At 62.8% G+C, this 19,125-nt stretch carries 1 protein-coding gene (only partly in view); it reads right to left on the bottom strand.

Annotated features, from left to right (window positions below; translation table 11 throughout):
- Positions 1-164: 164 nt before the first annotated feature.
- Positions 165-19,125 carry the 3' portion of a tandem-95 repeat protein gene (locus ACIQUH_RS07630; RefSeq protein ID WP_400813474.1) on the bottom strand. The gene runs 13,616 nt beyond the window's last position, so the window shows 18,961 of its 32,577 coding nt (coding positions 13,617-32,577); its start codon lies beyond the right edge, outside the window; its stop codon occupies positions 165-167.

Below are 19,125 nucleotides of genomic sequence, written 5' to 3'. Positions count from 1 at the left end.
ATCACAACAAATCTCATTTGGGAATCCCAGCCGATTCAGAAAATGACGGAAATGCTCTAGGGACCAACCCGGCGTATCTTTATCGACGACGATGTCACCCCTCCATCGGCGTCGCTATTTCCCCACGTCTCTCTTGCAGCTATGTCATTGAAGTCTGAAAACGGCTATGCAAAGAAATCGAAGGGCCGCGATGCCTCATTCTTTTGCCAGGCGAGACCACTTTCGCCAGACTTCGCGCCGAACACCACCATGTCCTGGCGAATGAGGGCGAGCAGCCCGCCGCTATCGGTCGTCGCCACTCCCGCAGCTGGACTTGGACCTGGTTTCTGAAGAGCATCCTCCATTGCGCGCATACCGCCGAGTTCACCCTCCTTGGCCCGGGCAAGGCCGCCCTGAAGCCAGGTCGAGACACCGTCTTCTCCCGGCCAGACCGATGCCGCAAGCGGATTGAAAGTGGGTCTGGCAAGCTCTGCGAGAAGGGACGCGATCTGCTTCGTTGTGCCTGCTGCCGTCTCGTCCAATGCGTGTGCCACATGAGGCGAACTCGCTTTCTGCGTCGCCACCTCTGTCGAAGACAGCGCAGCATCGATGAACTCCATCACCATTCCGTCGGTTCTGGTGTAGAATCCGCGATTGACGATAACGGTCTCGCCAAACTGCCAGCTTCCCTCGACAGCCGACGCGCCAAGATTGATGGACATGATCTGCGCGTCCGCGAGTATCCGGATTTCTCCATCCTGCGCGCGGCCGTCCCCGTTTCGGTCTCGCCAGGTTCGGAAATCCTTAAAGCGCAGATCGCTCGAAGAGAGCAATCCATCCCCGTCGCTGTCGAAGGCATGCAGGCCCTCGAGATCGCTCAGGGCTCCCTGCAGATCATCGACAAAGGACATTTCACCGATGCCGCTGATCGTCCCGTCGCCGTCCCGATCCAGGAAGAGGAAGGCCTCGGTCTCGCCGATCCAGCTCGTGTCGTCGGCGATCCCGTCGCCATCGATATCGAACGCAGCGGACGATTGGGCGGCGGAGACGGTTTGAATCCCTGCCCCGTCGAGATCGAGGATGATCGGGGCCGCCAACGCGATGGATTCGTTGTTGCGGAAGATCAGGCGCTCGATACTGGACATTCTGTCGGTACCGTCATCGCCGTTCACGCCGGGCTGGTTGTCGGTGACCTTGACGGCGCCTGCGCTTGTCGTGATCGAATAGCTTGAGCGCAGCCCGTTGAAATAAACCGTATCGGTACCGTTGCCGCCATAGACAAAGTCGTTTCCGGCCATGCCCCAGAATTCGTCGTCTCCGTCGCCTCCGTACAGGAGATCATGGCCGACGCCGCCGGCCAGCCGATCGGTCTTGTCGCCGCCGCTGATGACGTCGTTGCCACCGCCTCCATAGATGCTGTTCGACACTCCAGCGACGCCGGTAAGGGCGTCGGCGCCGGTCGTGCCTTGCGCCCAACCTTCGAAGGCCCGTACAATCGAAAGCTGTACCGTTCCGGTCACGGTGCCGAAACCATCGCTGGCGAGATAGGTGAAGCTGTCCGTACCCTCGTAGCCAAAATCGGGAGTATAGCGGATGTAGCCCGCGTCGAGAACCACCCTGCCCTTGGCGGGCACGCCGAGCGAAGTCAGAGTCAAAAGGTCGTCATCGACATCACTGTCGTTGGCAAGCAACGCAGCTTGGGCGACCGTCAACGTCTCGCCGCGGGCGACGATAAACGGACCGTCGTTTGCCGCGACGGGATTGTCGTTGACGGGCGTGATCTTCAGGATGAACTGGTCGTTCGCGGTGAGCGAGCCATCGCTGGCGGTCAGCGTGATCTCAAGACTGCCATTGAAGTTCGCAGGCGGAGTTCCCGCAAACCTGCTGCCGTTGAAATTGAGCCATGTCGGTAACGGCCTGCCGTCCGCGAGCCGCGCCGAATAGGTAAGGGTCTTGCCGTCGACATCCGCGAAAGTGCCGGCCGGGATCATTACCAGGATCGCCTTGTCTTCCGGTGAGGACACATCCGACAAAGGCTTTGCCAGCACCGGCGCATCGTTTACGGGAGAGATCGTCAGGCGGAAGATATCCGATACCGAAAGGGTCCCGTCGCTCGCGGTCACCCTGATGTCGATCGACCCATTGTAGTTTGCCGGCGGCGTGCCCGTGAAGCGCGTGCCGTCAAAGCTGAGCCAGGATGGGAGCGCGCTCCCGTTGGAAAGCGTCGCAGCGTAGGCGAGCACGTCCCCATCGACATCGGAGAAGCTGCCGGTCGGGATCGAGATCGAGACCGGCATATCCTCCGGCGAAGCGACGTCTCGCAGCGGGACCGACAGAACGGGCCGATCGCCGCGCGGATCGATCGTCAGACGGAAGATGTCGCTGACGGACGCCTTTCCATCACTTGCCGTGATCATGATATCGAAAGCGCCGCTGAAGTTCGCAGGCGGTGTCCCGATAAGGCGCGTACCCGTCAGTTTCAGCCAGCCGGGCAGCATGGTGCCGTCGGCCAGTTTTGCGCTGTAGATGAGCGTATCGGCGTCGACATCCTTGAAGCTGCCGGTCGGTATGCTAAGCGAAATCGCCGTGTCTTCGGCAATTACTGCGTCGCGGAGCGGAACAGCGAGCACAGGGGCGTCGTTGACCGGCGTGATGGTTAGCCGGAAGACGTCGTTCGCGGTCAGAACACCGTCGCTGGCCGTGACGCGGATGTCGACGAAGCCGTTGAAGTTCGCTGGTGGCGTCCCCCTAAAGGTCGTGCCGTCGAAAGAGAGCCACGCCGGCAACGCCGAGCCGCTCGATAGCTTCGCCGAGTAGGTCAGCGCATTGCCGTTCGGATCGGAGAAGCTGCCAGCCGGAATGGCGAATACGAGGGCCGTGTCTTCGGCAGACGCGATGTCAGGCAACGCCAGCGCTACGATGGGCGCATTGTTGACCGTCGGGATCGTGAGCCGGAAGACGCCAGTCGCCGCGAGCGGGCCATCGCTCGCCGTCACGACAATGTCGATCGCACCGGCGTAGCTGGCCGGAGGCGTGCCGGTGAAGCGAGCGCCGTCGAAGCTCAGCCAGGACGGGAGCGGTTTTCCATCCGCGAGCTTGACGGAGAGGGAAAGAACATCGCCATCGACGTCCACGAATGTGCCGGCCGGCACCGCGAACGAGAGCCGTACGCCCTTTGGCGAGGCAACATCGACAAGCCGCGACGAAAGAACGGGCGCATCGTTGGCGGGCGTGATGGTCAGCCGGAAAATGTCGCTGGTCGTGAGCGCCCCGTCGTTTGCCGTGACCTTGAGGTCAATCACCCCACTGAAGTTGACCGGCGGCGTGCCCATGAACCGTGCACCATCGAAGTGCAGCCATTCCGGAAGTGTCGACCCGTCGACCTGCGCCGCCGTCAGGGTCAGAAGATCACTGTCGGCATCTGTGAAATGACCGGCCGGGATCGCGATCGATATGGGAGTATCTTCCGGCGAGGTGATATCGGGAAGCGCCAGCGTGACGATCGGCGCATCGTCCACCGGTTCTATGGATATCCGGAAGACATCGGCGGCGGAGAGCTTGCCGTCACTCGCAGCGACGCGCACGTCGAAGGCGCCGTGGAAATTCGCCGGCGGCGTCCCGACGAAGCGGCTGCCGTCGAAGGACAGCCACGCCGGGAGAGGATCGCCCGAGGCCAGCGTCGCCGAGACGGTCAGAGAATCACCGTCCGGATCGGCGAACGTGCCAGCCGGGATCGGGATGTCTAGAGGTTCGTCCTCCCGCGAGGACACGTCGGCGAGCGGCGCCGTGAGAATGGGAGCCGCATTGACCGAGACGATCGAGAACCGGAACGCGCCAGTCGCCGCCTGTGAGCCATCACTCGAGGTAACGGCCAGGTCGAGCACACCGACGAAGGCTTGCGGTGGTGTGCCCGTGAACCGGGCGCCATCGAAATGGAGCCAATCGGGAAGCGGATCGCCGTTCGCAAGTCGCGCCGAGAAAACGAGAACGTCCTGGTCGATATCTGCGAACGCGCTCGCGTCAATCATGAGGTCGATCGGATCGCCCTGCCGGCTCGTCTGGTCCGCCAGCGCATGAGCGAGAGAGGGTGCGTCGTTGACCGGCCGCACGACGAGGGCCAGATGAGCGGTCGTGGCAAGCTCGCCATCGCTCGCGGTGAACGTAATCGCGAGGGAGCCGGTGAAGTCCTGCGGCGGCGTGCCGGACAGGACATTTTCCGAAACGGAGAGCCAACTCGGCAGGGGCGTACCATCGGCGAGCGTGACCGTGAAAGTCAGGTGATCGCCGTCGGGGTCCGCGAACGCATCGGTCGGAAGCATCACAGAGAAGGGTTGATCTTCGTTGACCTCGATATCGGTGAGTTGACGGGTGATCAACGGGGCGTCGGGAACCGGTGCGATCGAGACCAGAAGCTCGCGAATGACCTGGGCCGTGCCGTCGAAGGCGGCGATTTCGAGCCGGAACGCGCCGTTGAAATTCGTCGGCGGATCGCCGGAAAGCATGCGTGTAGCAGGATCATAGGCAAGCCATGCGGGCAGCGGAGCGCCGTCCTTACCCCGGATTTCGACCAGTAGCGCGTCACCATCGGCGTCGGTCACGAAGCCGGTCGGGAGCGTGGCACTGAAGTGCTGATCCTCAGTACCCTTCAGGACAGGGATTGCAGCGATCACGGGAGCATCGTTTACAGGCGAGACCGTGATGCTGACGCGTGTCGTCGCGGTCAGGCCGGTACTATCCTGGATCTCGTAGTCGAACCAGGCCGGCCCGCTGAAATCGGCATCGGGGGTGATGCGGAGCTGACCAAAGCCGAGATCGGCGACAGATACACCGTGCGCGTTCATGACTCGCGTCAAGATGAAGGCCTGCAGGTCCGCATCGCTGTCATTAGCCAGAAGTCCGCTTGCGAACAAGGTCAGCGGAACGTCTTCAGCCATATCGAGCGTATCGGGCCGCGCGACAGGCGCATCGGCGACGGGGAGCACCTTGACGGTCAGGGTCGTTGAGACGGGGAAGTCCTGCTCGTTCTTGATCCGATAGCGCAAGACGAGCTCGCCATTGAAATCGGCCGCGGGTGTAACCCGATACTTGCCATTGGCAAGAGGCTCCGCGCCTTCGATTCCAACGAAGGTCAGGGTCGAGCCTTCCGGCGCATGGTCGTTCGCCATCAGCGCCGCTGGATCGATGTCGATGAAACCATCCTCGAGCATTTCGAAGCCCGCATCCGACACGGGGATCGGTAACGGCACATCCGGGGCGACAAGCAGGGTCGCGTAGCCGGTGCTGGACGCGCCATGGCTATCGACCACGCGGTAATGGAAACCGGCATCGCCGACATAATCTGGATCCGGGGTGAAGACGGCGGTCGAGCCTACACGCACGACATTGCCCTGATCGCCGTCGAAGATCTCGACGATGTCGAAGTTATGGCCTTCGACGTCCCGGTCGTTGACCAGGAGGGCGGCGAAATCGATCACCAACACCTGGTTGCGGATCGTGCTGAAAACGCCCCGCGGATCGTTGGTGGTGCCCGCTCCGTCAGGATTCGCTATGGGCGCATCGTTGACGGGCGTGATGTCGAACCTGATCGTCCCGGTCGAAGTCTTGCGACCATCACTGATCGTGTAGCTGAAGCTGACCGAGCCGTTAACGTTTTCGTCCGGCACGAACTGCCAGCGCCCACCGGGCAGCTCTGTGATGCGGCCACCAGCGGCGGCACGCGACAGCGACTGAAAGGTGATGCGGTCCCCGTCTGGATCGCTGTCGTTGACGAGGAGCTGCGCCGCTGTGAACTCGAAGCGCGTATCCTCGTCCATCACGAAGACATCTGTCGCGGCGTTCGGCGCGCGGTTCGTCGATGCTATGTTGACGGCTACCTTGCCAGTGCTCGAACCGTGCCGGTCGTCGGTCACGACATACTCAAACGAGGCTCCACCCTCGAAATTATGGTTGGGCGTGAAGACGATCCGGGTGCCGTCGAAGCTCACCGTGCCATGAGCCGCGTTGGCGACGCCGACGAAACGGATGGGATCGCCGTCGACGTCGAAATCGTTAGCAAGAAGCGTCAGAGGCTCGATGACGAGCGGCGTGTCCTCCGCACCGAAGACCTTGTCGGCGACAGCGCTCGGCGGATCGTAGAGGGCCGCGACATGGACCACGGTCGAACCCGTCGATGGACCTTCGCGGTCGTCGGTGACGACATAGGAGAAGCCATCGTCGCCCGAGAACGAGCCGTTCGGGGTGTAGATAGCGTAGGCTCCGGCATTTCCGTCGAAGCGCCGGGTGAGCGTGGCGCTGTCGCCGTCGACGACGCGTGTGAAGCGAATGTCGAGGCTCGACGCGAAGGCGAGCGGAATGTCGCCCGAGAGCGTTCCGGTCGTGGGATCGACCGCAAGCCAGACCGGGAGCGCCGATCCGTCAGCCAGGGTGACGCTCCAGATCGCGCCGGCGCGCTGGTCGAGCCCTGTCGGCGCGGCAATAACGACATGGGCAAGCTCGATCGCGAGCGTGCCGTTCTGCGGTTGCCCGAACGAGAGAATCCGCAAGGGATCGCGATCGCGGTCAAAATCGTTGCGCAGAAGATCGGTAACGGCGAAGCGCGTCGCCTCGCCCTCTCGTCCGGCAAGTTCGTCGCTGGCCGTGTCGGGCCGCTCCCGCATCGGCTTGATGTCGTAGAAGATGAAGGCCGGCTTGGTGGAGGTCCCGCCCTTCTCGTCGGTCGCGTCGTATCCGAGCACGACGGTACCGTTGAAGTCGGGAGGGACCAGGAGCCGGAGCTGCTCTGCCGACAGGATCGTCGAGGCGGAAATCCGCCCAATCTTGAAGGTGTCGTCGACGACGGCTTCGGTGATAACAGACATGGCCGCATGTCCAGCGCCGGCGGCTATGTCGAGCCGGACAGGAACCGCGCCGATCCAGGCTGGCGGCGGCGAACCGGAGAAGCGCATGCTGCCCGCATCGAAGGAGAGCCAGTCCGGAAGCGGAGCGCCACTCTCGCGCGCGGCCGAAATCGGACCCGCGCCCTTCAGATCGAGGGCGAAGAGGCCCTGTTCGGCGAAATAGGCCTCGCCTTCGAGAGCCCGGTTGATCGAAGCGAGCTGGGCGGCCAGGTCCGCATACGGGTCAATCACGAATTCCAAGGTGAAGCCCCGGTTGCTCGAAGCATAGACATCGGTCGGCAGATCGCGTGCTGCCGGCGTGAACACGACCTGCAAACGGGCTGACTGCGCGTCGCCGTCCGGTGCGAAGCCGGAGAGGCTCACGCTGCGGGTCACGGCGTCGAAGGAGAGCCAATCGGGCAGCGGTCGGCCGCCGACAATTGCAGCCGCCACCGTGCCACCGCGCATGTCGAAGAGCGCAAGCGAACTGTCATAGGCGACGCCGGCTGCGAGCGACGCCGGGTCGATCGTCATCTTGTCGGTGAAGACCGACGGCGTCTCGGCGCCCTCAGGCTGTCGCGTGAACGTCAGTACGATTTCGAGCGGCGCCGTCACGCCTTCAGGCGGCGTGCCAGTGAAGCGGAGCGCCTCGGCATCGAAAACCAACCATGACGGCAAGGCCGAGTTATCGACGAGCTTGGCGGACACCTTCGTGTGCTGGTCGAGATCACGGGCGCCGAATTCGAAATCGACCGCGAAGGCAGAGCGGATTTCATAACCGCCGAACACGACGGAACGCGCATCGAAGCCTTCCGAAATCTTGCCGGCCGCAAGCTCCATTCGGGAATTGAAGACGCGGCCGTTGGCGGGGTCGGTGACCCAGACATCCACGGAGACAGTCCTGGTGCCCGCGGGCGGCGTGCCGATGAAGCGCATCGTCGTCGCATCGAAATGCAGCCAGGACGGCAGCGCTGACCCATCCGCCATCGCCGCATCGACCTTATAGCCTGCCGAGAGGTAGCGGTGGTCGACCACGCCGACCACGTCGGCGCGCTTGAAGAACGGGACGTCGCCATCGGGCTCGACGTCATTGCCGAAGGCCTCAGCAGGAATGACCAGCAGCGGTCCATCCTCATAGCCGTTCACGAGGTCGTTACGAAGGATCGGGCCTTCGTTTCGCGGCAGAACCGTGATCGCGATATAGGCGCTCGAAGTGCCCCCACGCCCGTCACTGATGGTGTATCGGAAGCCAGCCGCACCGTTGTAGTCGGCGATCGGGCGGAATTCGATCATGCCATCCGCGCGCAGGCGGGCCTTTCCACCATCGGCGAAGCGCGCGATATTCTCGAGTACGAGAACGTCACCGTTCTCGTCGGTGTCGTTGGCCAGCAAGGATACCGGGTCGATCACGAGAACCTGATCCTCAAGCGTCCTGAAACCGTAATCGTTATAGGCCCTGGGCGGATCGTTGAGCGGCCTGACCTTGAAGTCATAAGTGAGCGTCGCCGCCGCGCCGCGCGCGTCGACAACATCGTATTCGATGCTGCCCGGGCCAAGCGCCCGGGGCGTGAAGGTTATGACGCCGCCTGGCTGATCGAAGAAGACGCTGCCGTTATTGCCCGGATTGCCATCCAGACCACCATGCAGGCCGACGAAGGTGAAGCTGTCGCCTTCGATGTCGTGGGTATTGGCCATCAAATCGGCGACGGTAACGGTCGTGTCCCGTCCCAGGCGGATCCAGTGATAGGTATCGCGGTCGCGCGGCGCGTCGTTGACAGGCGCGACCGATATCTCGACCTTTGCGGTCGAGGTCGCGCCATTTCCGTCCGAGAGCGTGTAGATGAAGCCAGCCGGGCCGAAATAATCGGGTCGCAGCTTGAACTCGATGTAGTCGCCGCGGATTTTGGCCGTGGCGTTGGTCGCCGCGAAGGGGTGATCGCTGTCCTTGTACTTGTCGATGTCCTCGCCGGCCGTGTTGGTCAGTGGTGCTATCGCGACGATCCGCAATTCCTCCACGGCAGCATCGCCGTCGACGTCGAAGTCATTCGCGAGCAGTGTGTCGATGCGGATGCGCAGAATCCGATCCTCGACCGCATAGACCAATGGGTCGTTCACCGCGATCGGCGCGTCGTTCACCGCCGCCAGATCAACCTCGACCCCGGCCGAGGACTCCCGGCCGAACTGATCGCGGACGGTGTAGGAGAAGAAGGCGTCGCCATTGAAATCCTGAACACCCAGGAACTCGATCTTGCCGTCCTGACGGATGCGGACGGTGCCGTTGACCGGCTTCTCGACCCCGATGAGCGTCAATTCGAGGCTTCCGAGATCGCCATCATTGGCAAACAGCGTCGCAGGATCGATGACGACGGGTTCGTCCTCGCGGCCGAGCCGCGCGATGTCGTCTGCGGCGTTGAAGCCACCGAGGCGTTGCAGCTCGTCGATGCGCTCGCGCGTCCAGACGATGCCGTTGGAGAAGACGACCTCTTCAATGCCGGTCTCGCGCCCAAGGAAGTGGTCTGTCACGCGGACCGTGTCGACGAGGAAACCGTCCTGGCGCTCGAATTCGAGCAGCAGATCATTGCCCTCGCGAACGACCGAGATATCCTTCGGTACGATCGGAGACGCCAGAACGAGGCGGTCGATATCGCTCGCTGTGCCCTTTTCTCTGATGACGTCGCGTCCGTCGTCGAAGCCGAAGAGATAGGTATCGGAACCGGCGGCGCCGGTGAGAATGTCGTCACCGCGAAGTCCCTGGAACCAATCGTTGCCGCTGCTACCGATGAATTCGTCAGCCCGGAGCGAACCGACCAGCATTCCGATCGAGATCAGCCGGTCGCCGGCCGCCTCGCCACCCGTGCCGAGCCCGGTCGCCAGATTGACCACCACCCCTTCGTCCGCCCGGCTGTAGTCGGCAATGTCGAGACCGCCGCGACCGTCAATGATATCGGCTCCGCGTCCACCGCGAATACGGTTGTTCCCGTCATCGCCCCGGATGATGTCATCGTGATAGGATCCCTGGACGATCTCGATCCCGGAGAAGCTGTCGCCGCGTGCGTCGCCGCCGCCGGCCGCGCCGTTCTCCATGTCGACGATCACGCCGTCGGCCGACATCGTATAGTCGGCCGTATCGCCGCCGTCACCACCAATGAGCTGATCCGCGCCACGGCCGCCGATCAGGATATCGTCGCCGGCGCCACCGATGAGACTGTCATCGCCGCGCCCGCCCGACAGAATGTTCGCGCCCGCGTCGCCCTCAAGAACATCATTGGCGTCGGTGCCCGTGAGGTTCTCGATGTTCCTAGTGACATCGCCTTCCGCGTCGCCACCATGCGCGGTGCCGGCGACCAGCGAGACGGAGATTCCGACCGAGCCGAGACTGTAATCGGCCGTGTCGTTGCCCTCTCCGCCATCGAGGATATCCGCGCCGCCGCCGCCGATGAGGATGTCGTCACCATCGCCGCCCAGAAGCGTGTCGTTACCCCCCCTGCCCTCCAGAATGTCATGACCCGCACGGCCCTCGAGCCGATTATCACTGACATCTCCGCCGAGCCGGTCATCGAAAGCCGATCCGATCAGCGACTCGATGCCGATATAGGTGTCGCCCTGGGCGTAACCGCCCTGCCCGATGCGGGATTCGGTGTCCGCGCGGACGCCGAAATCGGATGTCTCGAAGCTGACGGTGTCGAATCCGTCGCTGCCAGTGATGTGATCGATACCGTCGCCGCCGTCGATCCAGTCGTCTCCCGCGCCAGCGTCTATATGATCGTCGCCGGCACCTGCGCGAATGATGTCTTTCCCATCGCTCGCCAAGATGAAGTCATTGCCGGCACCGGCCTCAATCCTGTCCACGCCGAGGGTTCCGGCGAGGTAATCCGCCTTCGGGGTGCCGAGGAGCTGGCCGTCATAACTGCTGGCAACGGTCGCCATGGCGAAGCCCGTATCGGTCGCGCCATCGGCATCGGCGATACGATATTCGACGGCCACGTTGCCGCTGAAGCCGGACGCAAAACGCACCAGGATGAATTTCTCGCCGTTCCAGTCGACGATTTCGGCATCGCCGCGCGGAACCCGCTGACCAAGAGCAAGGGCATCAGCGTCATAGACACCGTCGACGCCGACGAAGATGGGGCGCGGCCGATTTGGATTGTCGAGATCGACATCAATCCGTCCATCGCCGTCGTGGTCGGCCTGCTCGATATCGTAGTCGTTCTTGAGAAGATCGCTGACGCGTAGAACGAGCGGCGCGTCGAGTGAGGTCACGAAACCCTCATCCTGGCCAACCGTCGGGTCGTCGTTGGTCGGCACGACGACAATATCGACATAACCCTCGCTCTGCCCATCGGCGCCATCGCTGACGCTGTAGACGAAGCCGCTGCTCATGCTGGCGTCACGGTGGGGCGTGAAGACGAGGTTGCCATTCCCGTCATATTCGATTGTGCCGTTGATCTTCTGCCCCGCGTCGGTGCCGAATGTGAGCGCATCGAGCATGTTCGTATAACGCCAGCTGACCAGCCGAAGCGGATCACGGTCGATATCCGTATCATTTGCCAGGAGCTGGTCGACCGGAATGACAACCGGAATATCTTCGTTGACATAGATGGCGTCGCGGTGAGCGACGGGAGGCGCGTCACCGACATTCTCGAACCAGAGCCTCACTGTCTCGCCGTCAACCGCACCCTCATTATCGGAAGCAACGTAGCTGAAGGTCGCTTCGCCCCAGAAGTCCGCGTCGGGCCGGAAGATAATAGTGCCGCGATCCGTGATCTCGATGTCGCCGTGGATGGCGTTGCCGGCGCTTTCGAACCGGACCGAGAAGCCTTCGGGATCGGAATCATTCTTCAGGAGCTCGATGATCGGAATCTCGATCGCCTGATCTTCGAAACCACGCAGCATCGGAAGCGCGGGGTTCCTGTAGCTGTCTTCGCGGGCCACCGGCAGGTCGTTGACCGCCTGATAAACGAGGGTCGCGCGCGCCCAGGCAATTCCGCCGTGGCCGTCATCCACCTGGTAGTCGAATCGAGCCTCGCCGTTGAAATCGGGCGTGGGCGTGAAGAGAACGGTTCCGTTCTCAAGCAGCGTCGCAACGCCGCCATGGCTGTTGCGAATGGCCGTCACCGTCATGGTCTCGCCATCATGCTCGACGTCGTTGGCGAGCAACCGGTCGACGCCGATAACGATCGGGTTGTCCTCGCGGATGGGATCGCCTGAGTCCGTCGTCTCGAACCGATCGCTATGGGCTTCCGGCGCGTCATTGACCGGGTTCACGTTGAAGCGGACGCGGCCTGTCGCGGTCGCTCCGCTCGGATCGGAGACACTATAGTCGAACCAGGCGTCGCCCCAGTAATACGCACGAGCGGCGACATGGATGAGACCGTCCTCGCCGATCGACACAGCGACATTGGCGCTCGAAGCCACCGACTTGACCGAAAGCAAGTCGACGTCGGCGTCGGTGTCGTTGGCAAGCAGAGTGCGCGGATCCAGCGTAAAGGACGCGCCTTCGGCGATTGCGCTGGCCTTGTCGTCATGGGCAACAGGCGCATCGTTGACCGGCGTCACCTGAATGAGGACTTTCGCCTCCGCGCGGCCGCCCTCGGGCGTGTTCGCGACATAGGTGAATTCGGCCTCGCCGTTGAAGTCGGCGTTCGGGGTAAAGGTGATGTTGCCGTCACTGGCGAGCGCAACGGCGCCGTTCACGGCACCATAAACCTGACCGACGATCATGCGGTCGCCATCGAGGTCGTTGGAGAGAAGGCGCTCGACTCTGATGACGAGCGAATTGTCTTCAGCAACCGAGAACCCGCTGTCCGGATAAGCGGTAGCGACGGGGCGCACGCGCAGATCGATTCCGGCCGTGGCGAAGCCGTTATGGCGATCCGAAATGGTGTAGGTGATCGTGGCCGGCCCGTAATAGCCGTTCAAGGCCTTGTACCGGATGTTACCTTGCGCATCGAGAGCGGCGACACCGGTGTCGCCTGCGCTGACATCGACGATGGTGAGGCTGTCGCCGTCCGCGTCGAAGTCATTGCGCAGGATGTCGGACGCCTTGATGACGATCTCGACCCCGGTCGTGACCGAGAAGAAGCCGTCGCCGAGCGCAGTCGGCGCGCGATTGCCGAGCAGCTGCCGGAGGGTGTCCTTCGTCCAGGTCACCCCGTCGGCGAAGCCATAGCTCTCTATACCCTTGGCGCTATTGGACAGGGCATCAAAGACGGTCAGGCTGTCGGCGGAATTGCCGGTGAAGCGGATGACGATCGCCTCGGAGCCGCGATAAAGCTGCTCGACGCTCGCGTCGGTCGAGGCGAAATCCAGGATCTTTATCTTGTCGGTTCCAGAGGAGCCGGAATCGACGATGGTGTCGTTTCCAGATCTACGGCCAAAAACATAGAGATCTCCGTCCTCGCCGCCCGCGAGCAGGTCGTTGCCCGCCCGCGCGCCGAATGTATCGGCGCCGTCAAAACCATAAATATTGTCGTTGCCAGCGCCGTCGATATCCGAGAGCGCCCGCGTCCTCATGGCGTCGCGGCTCCAGATCGTCCCTTCGGCGAAACGGATATTGACGGTGCCGAACCAACCATTGGACGATGCGAGCGCATCCACCAGAACGACGCGATCTCCGGCGCCCGCGAAGGTGACGACGAGGTCGTTGCTGTCCGGACCGGCACGCACGGCCGAAACGATGTCTGCGGGATTATAGTCGACAAGGCTCAGGACATCCGCGCCACCGCCGAGGCCGACGATCCGGTCGTCGCCGTCACCGCGCCGATAGAGGTAGGCGTCATCGCCGCGCCCACCCTGGAGCAGGTCGTTGCCCTTGCCGCCGGTGAGGCTATCGGCGCTGTCGGTACCGATGACGATGTCGTTGCCGTCCGTGGTCAAGCTCGCCAGAATGGCGCTGCGGATATCGGCGGCAGCGAACCGGGATCCATCGGCCAGCGTGATCGTCTCGATACCGGCATTGCTCGCCCCGAGGGCGTTAACCATGACAATCTGGTCGGTCGTGCCCGAGAAGCGGATCGCGACATCGTTGCCGTCCGCCGCGAGGCGATGAAAGCTGATCTCGGTCGCGGTATAGCCGCTGATTTCGAGCCGATCGGCTGCCGATGATGCCCGATCATCGATGACGTCGCTGCCGTCACCGCGCGCAAAGCGGTAGATATCGTTGCCGCCACCGCCGGACAGGTGGTCATTGCCGAGACCGCCAGCCATGACATTGGCGTCGCCATTACCGTTCAACACATCATCGTCGAAGCTCGGCGCGCGCTCGATCAGATCGGCGATGCCCCAGACCGTGCCGTCGGCAAAGCGGATCTGTTCCACGGCACCCGCCGCGAAGGCGTCGGCGATCGTGATCCGCGCTCCGCTCGCCTTGACGATCAGCGTGAAATCGGTGCCATCGCGGCTCTGTGCGACGGTAATGCCGTCAGGCGCAATTCCTGGCGCGAGCTGAAGCGTGTCGTTGCCGCCCGCATCGACGATGCGATCATGACCATTATCCGCCGCGAAGAGGTAGGTGTCGTTGCCGAGACCGCCTTCGAGGCGATCGTTCCCCTGCCCGCCGTCGAGCCTGTCCGCTCCGCCTTTACCGATCAGGATGTCGTCGCCGGCTCCGCCGGCGAGCACATTGTCGAACTCGTCGCCGTAAATGACGTCGTCGCCATCGCTCGCGGCTCGGGCGAGCGCGATCAGCGTCGCTTCGTTCCAGATCGTGCCGTCGGCGAAAGTCACCCGCGACACGCCCATGCCCGGCACGGCGGGCGAACCGAGATCGATGCGATCGCCGGTACCGATGATTTCGAGGACGAGATTGGACGCGCCGCGCACGGCGCGAATTTCAGAGGAGAGAATGCCGGCGGCGAAGTTTAGGCTGTTGACGCCAGCCGCATCCCGGATGACATCCTGGCCGTCACCCCGGGCGAAGACGTATGTGTCGTCACCAAGGCCACCCATGAGCGTGTCGTTACCTGAGCCCCCGATGAGCACATCGACGCCGGAGGAGCCCTGCAGGATGTCGTTTCCGGCCTTGCCGTTCAGAATGTGGCCCGCCGTGAAAGCGGTCGGAATTGCAAGCATATCGTCGCCCGAAGAGCCCTCGAGAGATTGCAGAAGGACATCGTTCCAGGACCAGATCGTTCCATCGGCGAAGGCGACGGTCTCGATCACGCTCGTACCGTCCAGTGCACCGACGAGACGAATACGTCCGCCCTCACCGGAGATGCGCAGTTCGAGATCGCGGCCGATCTGCCCGACCGTCACATCGGCCGCGCTGACGCCGGCTGCAAATTCGATCCGGTCGTTGCCGCCGAGGTCGGTGATGACGTCGCGGCCGTCGCCGCGCGCAAACCGGTAGATGTCCCTGCCGCCGCCGGAGAGCCGGTCGTCTCCTTCGCCGCCTTCGAAAACATCGAGGTCGGTGTCGAAGCTGCCGTCGCCGTAGCCTATCAGGACGTCGTCGCCGGTCCCGCCTGAAAGCACGTCATTGCCGCCGCCGCCGATGAGGCGGTCCGCGCCCTCCTGGCCGGCGATCAGATCATCTCCCAGACCACCTTCGATATCGTCGTCGTCTGCGCCGCCGGAGAGGCGGTCGTTGCCGGCGTATCCATGGATGGTGTCATTGCCACCGTTACCGAAGATGCGGTCGTCGAGCGCGCTGCCGTGCAGGGCGCGACCCGTATTGTCATCGCTGATCCGGACGGAATTATCGATCGCGATCGGGACACCGTCGAAATTGGCGGAGGTCAGCGTATCGGCCTGCACGCCAAGGAGACGCACCAGCGCCTGGTCGGGGCCGTCAATGCCCCGCATCATCACGAGCGTATCGTTGCCAGCCTGGGCGAGCCAGATGGCCCCGCCCTCGAACGGGTTCGGATTGCTGACCAGCAGGCGGATTACGTCGCCACCGGCACCGGCCTGGAAGTCCATAATCTCGTCGGCGACGATCGGGTCGGAGCCCCGGCGGACAGACAGGAAGTAGTAGGTATCGCGGCCATTGCCGCCAGTCAGGGTGTCGACGAAGGCATCGGCCGAGAGGTCGGCGAAATTGTCGTCTCCGTCGCCGCCCGTCAGGATGTCGGCACCATCGCCGCCGCGGATATAGTCGTTGCCTGCCCCGCCCACGAGCGTATCGGCTCCGGCGCCACCAACGAGCCACTGGCCGGTCACGGGGACATCGTCAACGAGGCGCGCTCGCACATCTGCGAGTGTCAGGGTGACGCCGTCGAGTGCGATCTCGAACAGCTCGATCCCGTCTGGCGAGACTGCCGCGAGGCCATTGCGCACGACAATGCGGTCGGCGCTGTTGGCGAAGCGGACGATAAGATCGCCGCCGAGAGCGCCGAAGCGAATGTCCCCGAGCCCGTAGCCCTCGATTCGCAACGTATCCGTGCCGGAGCCGCCCTGGTCGATGATCGTGTCGTCACCGTCACCGGACGCGAAGGCATAGGTGTCGCTACCGGCGTCGCCGGTCAGCGTATCCGTGCCCGTGCCGCCGACGAGGCGGTCGTTTCCGCGACCTCCGTCGAGGCGATCGTCGCCAGCACCGCCGAACAAGATGTCGTCGCCGTCTAGCCCTGTGATTATGTCGTTGCCCGCACGGCCATCGATGCGATCGGAATCACCCGTGCCGATGATCGTGTCCGCCCCGGACCCGCCTGTCAGGGACTGGTTCCTAAGTTCGCGCACCGCCCAGACCGTGCCGTCAGCGAAGGCGATGCTCTCGATCGCCTGACTTGTCGACGACAGGACGCCGACGAGCTTCAACTCTTCGCCGGTGTCGCGGATGCGCAGGACGAGGCTGGCCGCATCGATCGCGGCGACAGTGAGGTCGTCCGGCGTAAGTCCAACGCCAAGCTCGATCCGGTCCCTGCCGCCTGTTTCGGTCAGCGTATCGTTGCCGTCGCCACGTCCCCAGCGATAGACGTCGTCGCCGAGACCGCCCTGCAGCGAGTCGCTGCCCGCCCCGCCGATCAGAATATCCGTACCGTCCGACCCGGTCAGGACGTCGTCGCCGGCATCGCCATAGAGCGTGTCGGTTCCGCCCGATGCGTAGAGCCGGTCATTGGCGGCACCGCCATGCAGCGTCTCACTCTCGCCCGTACCGATGATGAGATCGGCACCGGACGTCGGAGTTTTCCAGCGCGCGGCGATGTCCGCAAAGCTCCAGACCGTGCCGTCCGCGAAGGCGAAGCTCTCGATCGCCCGGCCATCCGTCGCGGTACCGTTGACGATGGTGATTCGGTCGTCACTGTTGCGGAAGGCGACTGCAAGGGTCCCGGTATCTCCAAGGAGGCGGACGACCACGTCGGCCGGATCGATCCCAGCGCCGAATTCGATCCGGTCCACGCCGGACGCGTCCGTGAGGGTGTCCTGACCGTCGCCCGCCGCGAAGCGATAGATATCGTTGCCAGCGCCGCCGGCGAGCTTGTCCAAGCCGGTACCGCCGATGACAATGTCGTCGCCTTCATCCCCGGCGACGGTGTCGTTGCCGCCCTGTCCATAAAGCGCATCGTTCCCGCGCCCACCCGAGATCGCATCGTCGCCTGCACCGCCCCAAATGATATCGTCGCCATCGAGACCCGATAGCTGATCATCACCAATCATTTTCGACGGCACACTTACGACGCGCGAAAGGACGACGTTGTCCAGAGCAGCACCGTAATCGTCCGGGTATCCGGTTCCCCTGAACTCCAGACGATTTTTTCCGTTTTGCGCCGAAAGCAGGATCGACGATCGCTCCATGGTGCGTTGGGCGCGGTTTATTGTCGAAACGACATTTCCATTCCATAGCACGTCAAAAGAGCCGTCAGAGAAAGTGTTCCCTCGCGAAGCGTCGAAGCTTACAGCCAGTGTCTCTCCGGACTGAAGATCGAACACGTCCTGGGCAATGTGAAGGTTGCTGCGCGGATCACCGTCGCGAACACCATCATCCTTCCCATCCAGATCCAGCCAGTAACCACCATCGTGTGTCACGACGTCTGCGTACGGCGATGCCTTGATCTCGACCCCCAGCGAGTTATCAGGCTCAGTTCCTGACAGACGAATCCAGCCGGGAAGCGTTGCCGCCCTGTACCCACCTTTACCTGGAACCGCATTGGAAGCCCATTGCTCGAAACTGCCGTTGACGAGCAAATTGTCGCCAACAGGTTTCCATTCTATCGCGGATTGGCCAACGATCTCATCGGGACCGGAGGTTCCGGTCAAGACGTCGCTGCCAGCCGTGCCGATCATATGAGCACCGCTCAGCGAACTCGTTATCGTCGGTCTCTGCAGATAGGTCAGGCGAGCTTCGACATCGGCTGCGGTCCAGGTGGTGCCATCGGCGAAGCGAATTTCGGCGATGACCGCATCGCGTCCGGAGCGCTCGATCCAGATGCGATCCTCACTCCCGGCGATAGTGAGATAATAGGTCCCGGATAAATCCTTGTTGCCGGTGAAAACCGACAATTCTGCCGGGTCGACGGTGGCGTCGAATTCGATAATGTTGGGCGCGCCATCCTGGGCGGAATCCTTGATGCGATCCTCGCCATCGCCGCGCGAGAAGCGATACATATCGCCACCTCCGCCACCGGCGAGCCGATCGTTACCCGTGCCTCCGATGAGGACGTCAGCACCATCGTCTCCCTCCAGGCTGTCATTGCCGGCGCGTCCCTCGAGGTGATCGCCTTCGGAGCTACCGCTGATATCGTCGGCGGTGGCATCACCGACTATCGGCGTACCGAGTGGATCACCAAAGATTCCGATCTGATCTACATTAACCCAACGTGCTTCAACGTCGTCTTTGTTCCAGATCGTCCCGTCGGCGAAGCGGATATCGTAGCCTCCCCAATTGAGACCACTCGCCAGCGTGACCCGGTCGCCGCTTCCTTTTATGCGAAGGATCACATCTTCCTGCACACTCGATCGGAGATGGTGTTCTATGATGATATCGTCTGGATTGATTCCGGTCGCGAACTCGATGTGGTTGACGTCGGTGTCGCCTCGTTGCGCAGTAACGAGATCGCGACCGAAGCCCGCCGCAAACCGGAAAGTGTTGGAACCTGAACCACCGTCGAGCGTGTCGTTACCTGCCCCGCCGTCGAGAATATCGTTGCCAGACGCGCCGAAAAGTTCATCGTTATCGGCCTGTCCTTCAAGCAAGGTATCGACACCGTCATTGGCTCGAAGCGTGTCGCGGCCACCGGTGCCGACAACCTCGGTCCCGAGGTCGCCCCACACGCGCGTCTCCTTTGCCGCCTCGGTTCGGGCATCGATGTCGTCATAGGTCCAAATCGTCCCG

It is taken from the genome of Agrobacterium sp. NPDC090283, assembly GCF_044769685.1.
Taxonomy (GTDB): domain Bacteria; phylum Pseudomonadota; class Alphaproteobacteria; order Rhizobiales; family Rhizobiaceae; genus Agrobacterium.
This window is presented reverse-complemented; position numbering and strand designations above follow the sequence as displayed.